We start from the raw sequence: 14,554 nt of genomic DNA, 5'->3' as shown, positions 1-14,554 counted from the left end.
TCAATCGGTCATGCGACCTTCCATCCGTGACCCGATTCGCACTTCTGCGTGACCCCGACTTCCGCAGGCTCTTCACCGCCCACGTCGCCGTCCAGGCGGGCACCCAGGTCCTCGCCCTGGCCCTGCCGCTTATCGCCGTCCTGGCGCTGCGTGCCTCGCCGTTGCAGGTCGGCGTGCTGGCCATGTGCCAGACCCTGGCGTTCCTGGTCATCGGGTTACCCGCCGGGGCGGTCGTGGACCGGCTGCGCAAGCGGAACGTGATGATCGTGGCCGGCTGGGGTCGCATGCTGGCCGTCGGCTCGATCCCGCTCGCCTGGTGGCTGGACCTGCTGACCATCGGCCAGTTGTACGGCGTGGCGCTGGTGCTCGGCGGGTTCACCGTGTTCTTCGACGTGGCGTACCAGAGCTACATCCCGCACCTGGCCGGCCGTGGCCGGCTCGTCCAGGCCAACTCCGCGCTGGAGGCGGTGCACACCGTGGCGCGGCTGGGCGGCCCGAGCGCGGGCGGATACCTCGTCCAACTCCTCACCGCGCCGTTCGCGCTGATCGCCACGGTTCTCGGCTTTGCCTGGTCGGCCCTATGGCTGGGCCAGATCCGCACGGCCGAGCCCAGGCTGGAACGCGGTCCTCGAAGCCGACTCGGCGGCGAGATCCTGGAAGGTCTCGCGTTCGTGCTCGGGCACCCTCTGCTGCGCAGGATCGCCGGGGGCACGGCGACGCTGAACCTGTTCACCTCGATGGCGCGGCCGGTGCTGCTGATGCTGCTGGCCAGGGAGCTTGGCTTGGCTGCCGGGACAATCGGTCCGATCATGGCCGCGAGCGGGCTGGGCGGCCTGGCCGGCGCGCTGGTCAACGCGGCCGTCGTGCGGCGCGTCGGGCACGGCCCGGCGATCTGGCTGTCCATCGCCCTGCCGGTCCCGCTGATGTTCGCGCTGCCGTGGGCGCAGGCCGACTGGCGGCTGGGGGTGTACGTGCTGTGGGAGCTGGTCTTCGGGATCGGGACGGTGGTGTTCAACATCACCCAGCTCAGCTTCCGCCAGGCCGTCACGCCCGCGCCGCTGCTCGGCCGGGTGAACGCCACCATGCGCTTCCTCGTGTGGGGGACGCTGCCGATGGGCGGGCTGCTGGGCGGTGTGCTGGCGGAGACGATCGGGATCAGGCCCACGATCCTGGTCGCGGCGTCCGTCGGAGGCCTGGCCTTCCTGTGGGTGGTCACCTCACCGCTGCGGACGATGCGTGAGCTGTCGTGACGGTCGGCTGGCGGGACGGGGCGAGCATGGCCCACACGACGACGGCGGTGACGGCGCAGATGCCCGCCACCCCCCACAACGTGAGGTGCCAGGCGTCGGTGAAGTGCAGGGCGTGGTGCAGACGGTCCGGCCCCGCGAGGTCTCCGGCGGCGATCCTGGCCGCGGCCGTGCCGGTCCGGGCCTGGAGCAGGTTGGTCAGCGCGGTGCCGAACAGGGTGGTGACCAGCGTGGCCCCGCCGGCGCGGATGGTGTTGAGCAGGCCCGTGGCCATGCCGATCCGTTCGGGCGGCACCTGGTCCATGGCCTGGCCGTCGGTGGTGCCGATCACCAGTCCCATGCCGGCGCCCATCGTGGCCAGCGGGCCCAGCACGGCGAGCGGGCCGATGCCGGGGTGGATCACGGTGAGCCAGGCGTTCCCGGCCGCGATCAGGAGCAGGCTGACGGTGATGAGGGCCCGGGGCGGCAGGCCGCGGTTCACCAGCAGCGCGCCTGCCTGCGGCATGAGCAGGACCGGCGCGGTCAGCATCAGCATGGTGAGCCCGGCGCCCTGGGCGGACACGCCGTTGACGCCCTGTAGGTAGGTGGGCAGGAACGCCGTCACCCCGGCGGCCCCGGCCGCGACGAAGAGGCAGGCCAGGCACCAGGCCATGAAGCGCCGGTCCCGCAGCAGGCCCAGGTCCAGCACGGGGTGCGGGTTGCGGCGCTCGACGAACACGAACGCCGCCAGCAGGGCCAGGCCGGCGACGAGCGGACCGAACACCGTGACGCTCCACCAGCCCGCCTGCGCCGCCTGGTTCAGGCCGAACATCACCAGCGCGAGCGCTCCGACGAGCGTGGCCGACCCGGCGAGGTCCATCCGGGGCCTGGTGGCGGCGCGCGATTCGGCCATGAACGCGGTGCCGCCCCACAGCAGCAGGCCGACGACGGCGAAGACGGCGAAGGTGGCACGCCAGCCGAACGAGCCCACCAGCCAGCCGGAAAGCGTCGGGCCGATCGCCATGCCCACTCCGGCCGTGGTGCCCATCGCCCCGAACGCCCGGGTCCGGGAGCGCCCGGTGAAAGTTGCGCCCAGGATCGCGCCGCCGCCGGCCATCACCCCGGCGGCGCCGAGGCCCGACAGTGTGCGCGCCACGTCCAGCAGCAAGATGTCGGTGGCCGTCGCACTGGCCAGGGCGCCCGCGGCGTAGGTGACGGCGCCGAAGGCGAAGACGCGGCGACGGCCGAACAGGTCGCCCAGCGAGCCGGCCACCAGCATCACCGATGCGGCGGCCAGGAAGTAGCCGATGACCACCCATTGGAGCGCGGCGCCGGAAGCGCCGAGGTCGGCGCCGATGCGCGGCAGCGCGACCGTCGTGCCGGACATCAGCATCGGCAGGACGAGGAAGCCGAGCAGCACCGTGGCCAGTGTCACCGCCGGATGCCCGCGCCTTTCCCATGTCACGGCCGCCGCCAGCCGTCGGGCCGAGCGACGGCGCTCCTCCGTCATGGCCGCCTGCCGTCGACCCGGGCGGCGACCTCGCCGAACACCGAGGCGGCCTGGGCGAGGAAGTCGCCGGGGAAACCCAGGGTGAAGTCGGTGCTCTCCTCCAGCAGGCGCACCGCGTCGGCCGGGAGGGTGAGGTCGAGGGCGCCGAGGGTGTCGTGGAGCTGCTCCGCTGTCCTGGCGCCCACGATCGGGTGCACGGCCCGCGAGCGCGCCCGGGTCCAGGCGATCGCTACCTGGGCGGGAGTGGCGCCCAGGTCTTCGGCGACCTTCTGGACCGCTTGCGCGGCGGCGTGCTCGCGCGGGCCGAGGGAGTCGGGCGCGACCCGGGTCCTCGCCTTCGGGTCGCCGGGGCGGGTGAACGCGCCGGACAGGACGCCGTGGGCAAGCGGCCCCCAGGCGGCGACCGTCATGCCGAAGGACTCGGCCATGGGCAGCAGCTCGCGTTCGATGTCGCGGTCGAGCAGGCTGTATGGCGCCTGTACGGCCGCGAACGGCGTCCAGCCGCGCGAGTCGGCCAGCGTGTTGGCATGGGCCACGACCCAGGCGGGTGCGTCGGAAATGCCGATATAAAGGATCTTTCCGGCGCGTACGGCGTCGTCCAGCGCCCGCATCGTCTCCTCGATCGGAGTGTGCCGGTCCCACAGGTTGACCCAGTAGAGGTCGAGGTAGTCGGTACGCAGCCGCCGCAGGCTCTCCTCCAGGGAGAGCGTGAGGTTCTTGCGGTGGCTGCCGGCGGCGTTCGGGTCGCTGCCGTCGCGCGAGACGGTGTACTTGGTGGCGACGACGAACCGGTCACGGCGGCCCTGCAGGAATTCGCCGAGCATGCTCTCGCTCTGCCCGCCGCCGTAGAAGTTGGCCGTGTCGACGACGTTGCCTCCGGCCTCGGCGTACAGGTCCAGGATGCGGCGGGCCTCCTGGTGCGAGGCGCCGATCCGCTCCTCGCCGAAGGTCATCGCGCCGAGGAAGACCTCGGAGACCCGCAGTCCGGTACGGCCCAGCAGCCGGTATCGCATGCTCATGCCGCCACCGTCCGACCGGCCGTCTCACGCAGCGGCTTGAGCACCCGGGACCAGGCGATGACCTCGTCGAGCAGTTCGTTCAGGGTCGGCTCCTGGTGCGGGCCTGGGGCGATGGTGCCCGGCTCGGCCGGGTCGATGATCTCGAAGTCGGTGAAGGCGGACAACGCGACCTGGGTGCGCACGTTGGCCACCTGCAGTTCGGTCATGACCTGCCGCAGGTGCTCGACGGCGCGTACGCCGCCGTGGACGCCATGACTGACGAAACCGGCTGCCTTGTTGTTCCATTCGGCGAACAGGAAGTCGATTGCGTTCTTCAGCGCGGCGGCGGCCGAGTGGTTGTACTCGGGGGTGACGAAGACGAAGCCGTCGAAGGACTCGATGGTTTGGGCCCACTGGTTGGTGTGCGCGTGGTGGTAGTCGCCGAACAGGGCGGGCAGGGGCTCGTCCAGCACCGACAGGCCGTATTCGGCCAGATCGACGACCTCGAAGGTGGCCTCTCCCGCGGTGACGGCGGCGTGGCGGGCGGCGACCTCGGCGACCCAGCGGGCCACGACCGCGGTCCGGCGGCGGGGGCGGGTGCTGCCGATGACGATAGCAATCCTGATCATGCGTGTCTCTCCTCATGGTGTGCCGCGAGACTGCGACATGAGGTAAAGTACAACGTATATGGCAAAAAGTAAAACGATGACTGTAATTATGCGGGAGGACCTAGGATGACCAGGGAAAACGCGACGACGACTCGCCCTCGCAAGGGGCTGTCCGGCAAGCGGCAGGCGATCCTGGACGGCGCTCTGACGGTGTTCGCCCGCGATGGCTACACCCGTGCCAGCATCGACGCGATCTCTGCCGAGGCCGGGGTGTCCACGCGGACCATCTACAACCACTTCGCCGACAAGGCCGAGCTGTTCCTGGCTGTCATTCAGGAGAGCGCCACCCGGGCGGCCGACGTCCAGATCGCCACCATCGAGCGCCACCTGCGCAAGGTCACCGACGTGGAGGCCGACCTCATCGAGTTCGGGCGGGACTGGGTGACGCCAAGACCTAACAGCGCCGCCCATTTCTCCCTGATCAGGCAGATCAACGCTGAAGTGGGCCACATCCCCCAGGAAGCGATCGACGCCTGGCAGGAGACCGGGCCGCGGCGGGTCCGCGGCGAGCTGGCCGGACACTTGCGCCGGTTGGCGGAGCAAGGGGTGCTGCGCATCGACCACCCTGATCGCGCGGCGCTCCACCTCATGCTGCTCGTATCGGCCGGGTTGCCGACGCATCAGGCCACCCTGTCCGCCGAAGAGATCACCGAGACGGTCACCGCTGGAGTCCACGCGTTCCTGTACGGCCATCTGCACGGAACCAGCGCACCCGAACAAGCGTGAAACTTGGGTGGTTTACTGGCTCTTCGCAGTTCGCCGGGCTCGGTTAATAGTTGATCAAGTTGGATGATCTCGTGAGGTGACGGTCGGTCTTCTAAGGAAGCGAACGGGGTCGGGAAGACGAAGAAGCACCCGTAATGGTGGATCATGTTCTCGCCAAAGAATAAAGGTCACAGCCACACGTGTGCATGGAGCAGCGGCTGTCTCGACCCTTCTAAGCTGGCCTTCCCTTGACCGTCCGAGAGGCCTGTCCATGCATTAGGCGGCGAAACGATCTACCGTGCCCGACGCGCGAGCGCAGTCCGTGCACGCAAGCAACATCAGAGAAACCAGCCGAGATCATCTTCTCGCGCGGAGGCCTGAGAAGATCGAGAAACCCCAGGTCGGAGGCTCGAACCCGGAACCTACGGATTAAAAGTGGAAGGTCCATCTTCGGGCCGCTGTGGCTATGACCTTGGGTTTCGTGCCGTAGTCCTGGTCGACTGCTGGTCACAATCCGCACATGTTCCGGATCTTGCTTACCTGGACGACCGCCTTCAGCGCGCACCCGACCCTGATGGAACTGCCCATACGTCCTCGTCCTTGACGGGCACCCCCTGGGCGCGGAGATGTTCGGGACCCGGCGCGGGGGCATCCCCATCAATCCTCGTCGTCGGAGTCGTCGGCGTCAGGATCGCGCAAGGCGAGGGATGATTCCCTGCTCACCATGGCCATTTCGATCTTGGTCTTGCCAGATAACGAAGGTTATCTCGCAACCTTCGACGGGCGAGGCGTTCAGACTGGCGCTGTGGATCTTTTCAGGACTTCGCCAATCCGGCCGGGGTGCACGGTGGGCGATTACGGTATGCATAGTGATCTATGGAAGGATTTTCCCATGGTATCCGTTAAGCAGATTCAAGTCGCCTTCGATTGCGCTTCACCTGAGCGTGTCGGTCGCTTCTGGTGCGAGGTGTTGGGGTATGCCGCGCCGGCACCGCCTGAGGGGTTCGCCAGTTGGGACGACTTCAATCGCACGCTGCCGCCCGAGCAGCGGGACTCATGGTTCGCATGCAGCGACCCCTCGGGTGTCGGTCCGCGGCTGTACTTCCAGCGCGTCCCCGAAGGCAAGGTCGTCAAGAATCGGCTGCACCTTGACGTGCGGGTCGGCACCGGACTCGTCGGTGCAGAGCGCCTGGCAACCCTCGAGGCCGAATGCGCACGATTGATCCCTCTCGGCGCGAAACGCGTGCGGCTCCTGCCCGCCGATGAAGAAAACGAGTCGTGCCTCGTGATGCAGGACATCGAGGGCAACGAGTTCTGCCTGAGCTGACGAACGTCTACCTCGTTGAACGCGACACAGACCTGACTTGCTGATCGGCTCCCACGGGGAAGGCTGTCCGTCAGCTCTCCCTTCGCACCGCGCCGCCGCTTGATACCGCGTAGCAGGACCTCGCACAGAAGGACCTCGGGACACCTCGGGGGTCCTTCGCCATTGTCGCGGAATCTCCGAAGAGCGCATCCGAATTGCTATCTCGACCTGGGGAGACACGCCAAGATCCATTCCGCGTATATTCCGGGAAGGGTGGCATACGACTGCTCCGGGCGGCCTGCGACTGCCTACGGGGCACGAGCCGCCCTACGGCGAAACCCCAGCTCAGAAGCAGGATTCGAGGCGGAGGATGGTAGGGCGCCCGGGGCTCGAACCCGGAACCTACGGATTAAAAGCCGCAGTTCTCAATGCCGCCCACTATCAAATCGTGTCTCATTGTGCCGCGGTGTCATGGGTTGCCCGCACTCGAAATGTCCGAGAATGCCGCCCGGTGCTATGCCGTATCAGGTGCCGACGAGCATCCAACGAGCAACCATGGGACGGATGGCATCCCTTGACCATGCGCATTCTCATTCTATTGGCTGGCCGGGATGCGTGATCCAGCCGCTCGCGTCATAACCCGACTGCTCTGTGTGGCGTGTCGGATATGGCCCATGACGGCGACGATGAGTATGGCCTGATCGCTGGTGTACTCCTTTGGCTTGTCCTCGAATGGTCGGGCAGTGGCTACGTGAATCTCGGTGGCGCGGATCGCTGATTGCCAGGCCTGGAAGTCGCCGGTCACTCGGCGATGAGGCCCGCGTCGTTGAGTCGCTTGATGAGGCTGGGCTTGCCCTGGTGCCGGTCCCGGAGGTGGGTGAGGCGCTGGGCGAAGCTGCCGACATGCTCGTCGCGGATCGCCAGGGCGTGCAGGTCGCGGCGGAGATCGACGGCTTGGTCGTACTCGCGGGGCTTCTTGGTGCCGATGGAGGCCTCCACCCGGTCCCACGCTGCGTCGAGGTCGTGGGCGAGTCGGTTCAGATGGAGTTCCCGGGCTCGCCGTCGCTCCTGTTCCAGACGGGCCTGTTCTTCGGCGCGCCGGGCCGACTCCTGTTGCTCGCGGGCGTGGCGGCGGGCGGCGGCGGTGTCCAGCAGTTCGGCGACCGTTCGCCCCGTCTCCACCTCCTGGTCGGTGGTTTCGCCCCCGAACTCGCCCAGCAGTTCCCAGCGAACCCTCGCGGCGTCATCCTCGACCACCCGCAGCAGCAGCGCGTCCTTGCGCTTGGCGGGCAGAGCGCCGATCCAGGCGGCCAGGGCCTTTCGATCGTGCTGTACGGGTTGCGCCGGCCGGCTGGCCGCGGCGGCGGCCGTGAGCAGGTCGTCGTCCAGGCGCAGGAAGTCGGCCAGGGCACGTTGCGGCGCGCTGAGCGAACCCGGCCCGGGCGGGACGGGCGGCGCCAGTTCGTCCTCTTCCTCGTAGTCGTAGGCGTCCTCGTCACGTTCCCGTGTCCCGTACGCCGACAGCCAGGCAGGATAGAGCGGACGCAGGTCGCCGGCGGCCAGCTCGGCGCGGATGCCGACGATCGCCGACAGCGAGCGTTCGACGTCGTCTTCCCAGTACTCCTCCTCTGCCTCGCTGGTGAAGTCGAGGATGAGGTGTTCGCTGCTGGTCCAGGCGCTGACCTGTTCGCCTACGCAGTAGCGTTCGGCCTGCTTGGGTTTCAGCACGGCCTCGGGGAGGCGGAGCATGACCCGGTGGGTGCCCCAGTTGGCCAGATACAGGTGCGCGTCGTAGTGGCGCTCCATCATGCGCCGCGGATCGCCGTGGAAGTCGTCCCAGTGGTACTCGTTGGTGAAGCTGGTGGCGGTGATGTGGGCCCGGGTGGACAGGGCACGAACCTCGGCCTGCTGCTGGTCGGTGAGCGGCCGGTCGATGGCTAGGAATTCGTAGTACTGGTACCCGCTCACGCTCTCACCCGGCCCAGCGCCGGAACGCCTGAATCCATTCGGCTCCGGCCGGTGGCGGAACGGGCAGTGGCAGGTCGAGGATGCCGATCGCCTGCTTGTGCTTGCCATGTCGGCAGATCGCCACGATACCGCTCCCGACCAGGAAGTCGATCGCGGTGACGGTGACCTGCAGGCCGAGCACGGTCGTCTCGAACGGCACCGCCAGGTTGTCGCCGATCATCACCTGGAAGCCGGAGAGCTGCTCATCATCGGTGTAGGCGTCCACAATCGCCTGCTCGATCAGCTCATCCAGATGATCGTCAGGGAGTCGGCGAGCCACAGCAGCACACGATACTCCCGCAAGGAACCCCTGTGATCACCCTCGGGCAAGGGGATTGTTGCCCGTCAGGGCTGTGCCGGGGTGACATCGGTGTGCGGGAAGTCCTCGCCTTTGAAGAGCAAGGGCTGGTCGAGGTCCTTGGCGAGAGCGTAGGCGAAGCAGCCTGTACCGCGTCAAAACGCAGTCACGATGGCTCTGACCTGTGGTTTGACGGGGTCCGTCTCTGTAGACAAGATCGCGTCTTGTGTTTGTCCGCCTGGTCTATCTGATCGCGCTCCGGGTCTTCGGTTGGCTGATGTTGCTGGGCCGCAGCCAGGCGTCGAAGGACACGGAGATCATGGTGTTGCGTCACGAGGTGGCGGTGCTGCGCCGTCAGATCGGACGGCCGAAGCCGGACTGGGCCGATCGGGCCGTTCTCGCGGCGCTGGCCCGATGGTTGCCGGCGATACCGCGCGCCCATCGGCTGGTCACCCCGGCGACCTTACTGGCGTGGCATCGCCGTCTGCTGCGCCAGGCCTGGACCTACCCGCATAGGCCCGGACGCCCACGAACGAGCCAGGAGAGTAGGGACCTGATCATTCGCCTGGCGCGGGAGAACCCAGGGTGGGGCCATCGACGAGTGCACGGCGAGGTGGTGCGGCTTGGCATCCAAGTCAGCGAGGCGACCGTGCGCCGCATCCTGCGCTCCTACCGTTTCCGACCTGCGCCCCGACATCTCGACACCTCCTGGCGGAGCTTCTTGCGATCGCAGGCCGAAGGCCTCCTGGCCTGCGACTTCTTCCATGTTGACACGATCTTTCTGAAGCGCTTGTACGTGTTGTTCGTGATGGAGGTCCGCACGCGACACGTGCACGTCTTGGGCGTGACCTGCCACCCGACCAGCGCGTGGACCGCTCAGCAGGCCCGCAACCTTCTGATCGACCTCGGAGAGCGCGCAGAAGCGTTCCGCTTCCTCATCCGCGATCGGGACGCCAAATTCACCGCCGCCTTCGACGAGGTGTTCGCCGCCGTGGGCATCACGGTGTTGAAGACTCCTCCGCGGACGCCAAGGGCGAACTGCTATGCCGAGCGCTGGATCCGTACGGTGCGCGCTGAGTCCGCCGATCGCATGTTGATCTACGGCGAACGTCACGTTCGCTCGGTCCTGAACGAGTATCGCGATCACTACAACGCGCATCGGCCGCATCAGGCTCGTGGACAACGACCTCCTGATAACGATGAGCATGAGATGGTGCCGATGGAAGGCCGAATCGAACGGTACAAGGTACTCGGAGGGGTGATCAACGAGTACCGTCGAGCCGCATAGCTTGTCGGAGAAACCCCAGCTCAACGCCTCGCACGCTTTTTGGCGCCCTACAACCTGGAATGGGGCGAGGCGTGGATCAACACGGGCCGCATCTTCACGCAGGAGAACGGCGCCGAGCTGCACCCGGCGTGGGTCAGCGAGCTGTTCTCGATCCTGGCGTTCAAGGCCGACCTGCCGCCGATCCGGCTGCACGACCTCCGGCACTGCGCGGCCACGCTCCTGTACGCCGCCGGCTCCGACACGAAGATGGTCGCCGCGATGCTGCGCCACAGCACGACCCGGCTCGCTGACGACGTCTACACGACGGTGCTCCCGGAACTCGCCCACGAGGCCGCGGAGGCGTCCGCCGCGCTCGTTCCTCGGGGGGCGTCCAAAACTGGCGGTCTCCCTTCGGTCTCCCAAGAGGTGACCGGCGGTGCTACGGATTCCGGGGGCGAAGTAACGCCCCTGGTCAGGGGTGGTGAATGATGGTAGGGCGCCCGGGGCTCGAACCCGGAACCTACGGATTAAAAGCTCGGCCGATCATGGTTCCAGACAGTTCAATGCAGGTCAGCGGGCCTGCGCGGTCCACCTTGAACCGCTCTGGACGGCCTCGTATTGCAACCCAAACCGCAACCTCGCTGTATAAGGTGATCAAGTGCTGATCACGTCCAACGTCTCCCCGTCTCTTCCAAGTGGGGATCCGAAACGCGCCAGGTAGTGCCAGACTTTCTTGAGCGCCTGAGCGTCGTACCGGCCGGTGCTGGCTGCCTCGCCGATGATGCGGGGATCGAGCTGCCCTTCTACGGCGATTTCGGCGCCTAGATCGACGTACTCCTGTCCGCGGTAATCCGGGTAGCGTCGCAGTTGCTCAATGGTGACCCGGAATCCGGCGTGCCATTCAATCGGACAGCCGAGCCGATGAGCGGCGTCTTCCACGGCCGTGCCGCGAAAGCTTGGGTCTAAGACCAGTGCCTCCACATCACGGTCGAGCCGGACTCGCCCGTGTACCTGGGCTTCGATGTAGTCATCCAGCGCGTCTTGGCTGTCGGCCTCGGCCAATTCGATGAGCGCCATGTGGGTTGCGACGCCGAACGCCGTTGGTTCGAGGGCGCTGTCCGGGTAGCAGAAGGTGGCTCGTGAAAGAGTCTCGGCACTCAACCTGAAGTGGGCGGATCCAAACCGCGGGGCGGCACCGACGGCCTTGCGCCGAAAGTTCAGTGCGCCGTAGACGGGCCGCTCGTGAGCGGGAGCACGGTCGTATGCGCCGCCGAAGATCCGGCTCTCCCAGCGCCAGCGGTCACCTCCGGGATGAGCTGTCAATCCACCGTTGCTGGTGCCAGTGACGAACTGGGAATGGTAGACGCCGTCGTCCGCCAGCTTGACCAGAATGTGCCGTCCGCCTACATGACGATCGGGGTGAAAGTTCAGCGTTACACGCGCCTGATCGTCGAGCGGTATTCCTGACGACAGGGCTGCGACATGGCGAAGAGCTCGTTCCTGCGGTGACTGGGACATCGACTCAAGTATGGCTGGCCGCGCTTTAGGACCGTACCGGTAGTAGGGACATGGCTGGTTGGGAGAACCACAGTCGGAGGCAAGATCCAACGCCTCCTCAGCAACCTACGAACGGATTGACCACGGTGATCAGCCCTGTTCCCCGGTGATCCAGGGTGAGGAACGAACCCTGGATCTTCGATCGCCCCCAGCCATGTCCGGCGATCAGCCCTGCCGTGGCGATCGTGAGGGCTGTATCTGTGCGGCGGTGCGGCAACTCCTGCCAGTGCGTTCGGTCGGTGCGGCGCGGCTGGCGTGCGGCGGCCGGCCCGGTGTCCCGCCGCCGTCCGGGACCGGCCCCCAGGCCGCACGCCCGGACGGCGGGCGGGCGGAGGGCCGGGGGTACGGCGGCGCGCCGCGCCGCCGCCTTGATCCCTATGAGATCAATTCGGCAAGTTCTGTGAGTGCGCGCTTCCAGGGGTAGGCGTCGATGAGGTCGCCTCCCGAACTCGGCGGATGCGGCTCGAACTGATCTGGGCCGAGCAGGACGCGCACACCATCGGTGCGTAGGTCCCCGATGCTGCGGCGGAACGGTGTGCGGGAGGCAAGGGCGCTGTTGACGAACGGCAAGATGACAACCGGGATGCCCAAGCCTGGGGCTTCGGAGAGAACTCCTAGGGCGTAGGTGTCGGCGATGCCTTGGGCGAACTTGTTGATCGTGTTGTACGTGGCGGGGGCGACGATGATCGCGTCGGCGCGAGGTGATTTCGGCTCGTCCGGCTTGCGGTATTGGCTGCGGACGGGGTGCCCGGTCTGCTTCTCCAGCGCGGGGATGTCGATGAAGTTGAGGGCTGGCGGGGTGGCGATGATCTGGACGGTCCAGTCTTGCTCTTGGGCGAGGGTGACGAGGCGGCCGACGTGGGGGGCGGGTCCTGCGGCGCAGACGATGATGTAGAGGACCTTGCCGGGTTGGGTCACGCGATGACTCCCAGGGTGGCCGCGTACTCGCGGGCTTCACGGCGGACGCTGATAGGGGCGGTTGCCAGGATGTCACGTACCAGCCGGAGCGCCGCGGGACGACCGGTGATTTCCTCGGGGGCGATCTCGCCTGCGGCGCGCAAGATGTACAACGCCTTGGCGTGCTGATTCCACATGAGGAACGCGCGGGAGGTGTCGAGTAGCAGCGTGGCCTTGCGTTCGTTGATCGGGAGCTGGTCCAGCTCGACCTGGCGGGCGTAGTCGATGGCGGTGCCGGCGTCTCCCAGGCGGAGCGCGACGTTGGCGCGGTGGCACAGGACGTTGTTCGGGCCGAATGCGGTCCACATGTGGTTGGCGTCGTGGCCGAGTCGTGTGCCTGCTTCGGCGGCTTCGTCGAGGAGTTCGACGGTGTTGTGCCGGTCACCGGCGTTGGCTGCGGCGACCGCTCCGCGGAGCAGCAGAGACCCGTAGATCGACAGGTCGTCGGGAGACGGGGTGGTGAGGTCGGCGTCCATACGTTGGGCCGCGCTGCGGGCGGCGTCGGTGGCGGCGCGGTGGTGGCCTCCGTCCATCAGGGCATGGGTGATGATGCGGGAGCTTGAGCCGATCATGAGAGGGCTCTGGCTGGCGTGCGCGGCTTGGACGCTGCGGTCTGCGGCGAGCCAGGCGAGGCCCTTGTCCTCCTGCTTGATCAGGATGGAGGCGGTCACGTGGTACGCCTCGGCGCACAGCATGTGTGCGCGTAGCCGGTCGTCGCCGTACAGCGTGGTGCAGGCTGCGCGGAGTTTGCTGAGCAGGGCCGGCAGTTTGGCGGTCACCTGGGCGTATCGGCATGCCTGGTAGTTGCGCTTGGCGGTGCTTACTGCGGCGGCGAGTGCGTCGAGATCGATCGGGTCGTCTGCGGGAGTGGAGTAATCGACGAGTGCGGCGGCGAGACTTTCGATATTGAGGCCGGTGTCCTCGGTGGGGCTGGGCTGTCCGATTACTGAGCTGAACAGGGCGGCCCCGGTGAGGCCGACGAATTCGCGGCGTCGCACGTTCTCGTCCTCTCCTGTTTCGACGAGATTCACAGCGCGTGGTGCATTTGCAAGGGTATCAACCGTTTTGCGGGAATCCACGTGCGCGCGGGTGCGCTTCGTGGGCACGAAGCCCAGGTCTTCCGGGTTCAGGTGGGTGACCTCGGTCAAGGCCAGTCGGTACGGCTCGCGCGGCCATGTGACCTCGCCCGCCTCCCAGCGGCGTATGCGCTCCTCGTCACAGGCGAGGTTGTACTTGATCCCGCTCTTGGTGAGGTTGACCATTTTCGCCATTTCGGCGCGGGACAAATCGGCCTGCTGTCGCCAGTTCCGAAGTAGCACATTGGGTGTTGCCTCGGGCATACCTGGCCTGCTTTCCGATGGTGGATCGAAAAGGGGTTAAGAGGGGGGCCTCTTAGCGGGTCCCCTGATTCTGATTTGCCGGTGGACTTGCCATCAATCAACCACGGTACGTCAAGCGGACTTCCGCCACAGGGAGTACCGAACGACTCGCAAGGAGATGGCGACGGTGACCCGGCCAGACGAGAACAGCGAGGCAAGGCTCTGCCCTGCGTGTCGGGGGCGCGGTTACAAGCTGAAGAGCTCACGCCGCGATCTCCTGATCGGCAACGACGGGGAGGAGCCCGAACGGATTGGGGAGCGGGAGTGTCTCGACTGCCTCGGAAGAGGCCAGGCCGAAGGGAGCGGGAGATGAAGCCGATCGCGGCCGAACTGGCGGCGGATGTCATGCGATGGGACGCGGAGCGCAAGCTTGTGCGGCTGCGTGATGAGCTCACCGCCCTCGGTGTGAATGCGGAACTACGCGACAACAACAGCGCACTGATGGTTGCCCGGCCCGATCCAGGGTTGCCGGTGTCGGTGTTCGTCGGGCGCGGCGGCGCCTACTACTCCTGGCAGGACGCGAACAAGCGGCACCCGGCCAACGATCCGCAGGGCGCGGCCTCGATCCTGGCCGAGTACATCAAGGGTTGCTGAGACAGGCGCGGCGAGGCAGTGACAGAGCGCTGGCCGGCGGGGCTGGGTGCGCTTTTCCCTGGCTCGTCGCGTCTCATCGTTC

Annotated in this window: 14 protein-coding genes; 6 read left to right on the top strand and 8 right to left on the bottom strand. The window is 67.0% G+C overall.

Translation table 11 applies throughout. From position 1 onward, the window contains the following. Window positions 1–26 precede the first annotated feature (26 nt). Window positions 27–1,250: an MFS transporter gene (locus ABN273_RS39320; protein WP_349454335.1), complete on the top strand. Its 1,224-nt coding sequence runs from the start codon at window positions 27–29 to the stop codon at window positions 1,248–1,250. Here ABN273_RS39320 and ABN273_RS39315 read toward each other — a convergent pair. Genes ABN273_RS39315 through ABN273_RS39305 form a run of 3 tightly spaced genes read right to left on the bottom strand, consistent with a single transcriptional unit; the run spans window position 1,213 to window position 4,363 of the window. Next, window positions 1,213–2,736 carry an MFS transporter gene (locus ABN273_RS39315; protein ID WP_349454334.1) on the bottom strand — a complete coding sequence of 508 codons (1,524 nt, stop codon included), beginning with the start codon at window positions 2,734–2,736 and terminating at the stop codon, window positions 1,213–1,215. The two genes, ABN273_RS39320 and ABN273_RS39315, sit on opposite strands and share 38 nt — an antisense overlap. Then, window positions 2,733–3,749, bottom strand: a complete 1,017-nt coding sequence (locus ABN273_RS39310) for an aldo/keto reductase (protein WP_349454370.1) — start codon at window positions 3,747–3,749, stop codon at window positions 2,733–2,735. The genes ABN273_RS39315 and ABN273_RS39310 overlap by 4 nt, the downstream gene beginning before the upstream one ends. 2 nt (window positions 3,750–3,751) lie before the next feature. Beyond that, on the bottom strand, window positions 3,752–4,363 hold the full coding sequence (locus tag ABN273_RS39305) for an NADPH-dependent FMN reductase (protein WP_349454332.1): 612 nt from the start codon (window positions 4,361–4,363) through the stop codon (window positions 3,752–3,754). Window positions 4,364–4,468: 105 nt separating this feature from the next. Here ABN273_RS39305 and ABN273_RS39300 point away from each other — a divergent pair, with 105 nt between their 5' ends. Together ABN273_RS39300 and ABN273_RS39295 are read left to right on the top strand one after the other, a co-directional pair. After that, window positions 4,469–5,128, top strand: coding sequence for a TetR/AcrR family transcriptional regulator (locus ABN273_RS39300; RefSeq protein ID WP_349454331.1), 660 nt, complete (start codon window positions 4,469–4,471; stop codon window positions 5,126–5,128). A gap of 703 nt (window positions 5,129–5,831) precedes the next feature. Further along, window positions 5,832–6,434 (top strand): VOC family protein, encoded by a 603-nt coding sequence (locus ABN273_RS39295; protein WP_502911194.1) that lies wholly within the window; start codon window positions 5,832–5,834, stop codon window positions 6,432–6,434. A gap of 780 nt (window positions 6,435–7,214) precedes the next feature. Here the strand turns inward: ABN273_RS39295 and ABN273_RS39290 are convergent. Together ABN273_RS39290 and ABN273_RS39285 are read right to left on the bottom strand one after the other, a co-directional pair. Then, window positions 7,215–8,381, bottom strand: a complete 1,167-nt coding sequence (locus ABN273_RS39290; RefSeq protein WP_349454329.1) for a hypothetical protein — start codon at window positions 8,379–8,381, stop codon at window positions 7,215–7,217. 4 nt (window positions 8,382–8,385) lie between these two features. Continuing rightward, on the bottom strand, window positions 8,386–8,700 hold the full coding sequence (locus ABN273_RS39285; RefSeq protein WP_349454328.1) for a hypothetical protein: 315 nt from the start codon (window positions 8,698–8,700) through the stop codon (window positions 8,386–8,388). A gap of 244 nt (window positions 8,701–8,944) precedes the next feature. On the opposite strand from ABN273_RS39285, the gene ABN273_RS39280 reads away from it, so the two are divergent. Both ABN273_RS39280 and ABN273_RS39275 read left to right on the top strand, forming a co-directional pair. After that, on the top strand, window positions 8,945–10,006 hold the full coding sequence (locus tag ABN273_RS39280) for an integrase core domain-containing protein (RefSeq protein WP_349454327.1): 1,062 nt from the start codon (window positions 8,945–8,947) through the stop codon (window positions 10,004–10,006). A 39-nt stretch (window positions 10,007–10,045) separates the two neighbouring features. Next, window positions 10,046–10,474 carry a tyrosine-type recombinase/integrase gene (locus tag ABN273_RS39275; protein WP_349454326.1) on the top strand — a complete coding sequence of 143 codons (429 nt, stop codon included), beginning with the start codon at window positions 10,046–10,048 and terminating at the stop codon, window positions 10,472–10,474. 165 nt (window positions 10,475–10,639) lie between these two features. On the opposite strand, the gene ABN273_RS39270 is transcribed toward ABN273_RS39275, so the two are convergent. The 3 genes from ABN273_RS39270 to ABN273_RS39260 form a co-directional block, all read right to left on the bottom strand. After that, complete coding sequence (locus ABN273_RS39270; RefSeq protein WP_349454325.1) at window positions 10,640–11,503, bottom strand: DUF3626 domain-containing protein; 864 nt, start codon at window positions 11,501–11,503, stop codon at window positions 10,640–10,642. A gap of 414 nt (window positions 11,504–11,917) precedes the next feature. Beyond that, window positions 11,918–12,460 carry a flavoprotein gene (locus tag ABN273_RS39265; protein ID WP_349454323.1) on the bottom strand — a complete coding sequence of 181 codons (543 nt, stop codon included), beginning with the start codon at window positions 12,458–12,460 and terminating at the stop codon, window positions 11,918–11,920. Beyond that, window positions 12,457–13,839: an NsdA family TPR-like regulatory protein gene (locus ABN273_RS39260; protein ID WP_502911193.1), complete on the bottom strand. Its 1,383-nt coding sequence runs from the start codon at window positions 13,837–13,839 to the stop codon at window positions 12,457–12,459. The genes ABN273_RS39265 and ABN273_RS39260 overlap by 4 nt, the downstream gene beginning before the upstream one ends. 348 nt (window positions 13,840–14,187) lie before the next feature. Between ABN273_RS39260 and ABN273_RS39255 the strand changes: the two genes are divergently transcribed. Continuing rightward, on the top strand, window positions 14,188–14,472 hold the full coding sequence (locus ABN273_RS39255; RefSeq protein WP_349454320.1) for a hypothetical protein: 285 nt from the start codon (window positions 14,188–14,190) through the stop codon (window positions 14,470–14,472). Window positions 14,473–14,554 lie beyond the last annotated feature (82 nt).

Source organism: Nonomuraea sp. B19D2 (genome assembly GCF_040137845.1).
GTDB lineage: Bacteria > Actinomycetota > Actinomycetes > Streptosporangiales > Streptosporangiaceae > Nonomuraea.
The sequence above is the reverse complement of the archived record's forward strand: the minus strand, read 5'-3'. Positions and strand labels throughout refer to the sequence as shown.

Coding starts and splice junctions, on each gene's coding strand:
- ABN273_RS39270 (WP_349454325.1), bottom strand. CDS start 11,503: ATGTCCCAGTCACCGCAGGAACGAGCTCTTCGCCATGTCGCAGCCCTG.
- ABN273_RS39255 (WP_349454320.1), top strand. CDS start 14,188: ATGAAGCCGATCGCGGCCGAACTGGCGGCGGATGTCATGCGATGGGAC.
- ABN273_RS39300 (WP_349454331.1), top strand. CDS start 4,469: ATGACCAGGGAAAACGCGACGACGACTCGCCCTCGCAAGGGGCTGTCC.
- ABN273_RS39315 (WP_349454334.1), bottom strand. CDS start 2,736: ATGACGGAGGAGCGCCGTCGCTCGGCCCGACGGCTGGCGGCGGCCGTG.
- ABN273_RS39260 (WP_502911193.1), bottom strand. CDS start 13,839: ATGCCCGAGGCAACACCCAATGTGCTACTTCGGAACTGGCGACAGCAG.
- ABN273_RS39295 (WP_502911194.1), top strand. CDS start 5,832: ATGGCCATTTCGATCTTGGTCTTGCCAGATAACGAAGGTTATCTCGCA.
- ABN273_RS39310 (WP_349454370.1), bottom strand. CDS start 3,749: ATGCGATACCGGCTGCTGGGCCGTACCGGACTGCGGGTCTCCGAGGTC.
- ABN273_RS39305 (WP_349454332.1), bottom strand. CDS start 4,363: ATGATCAGGATTGCTATCGTCATCGGCAGCACCCGCCCCCGCCGCCGG.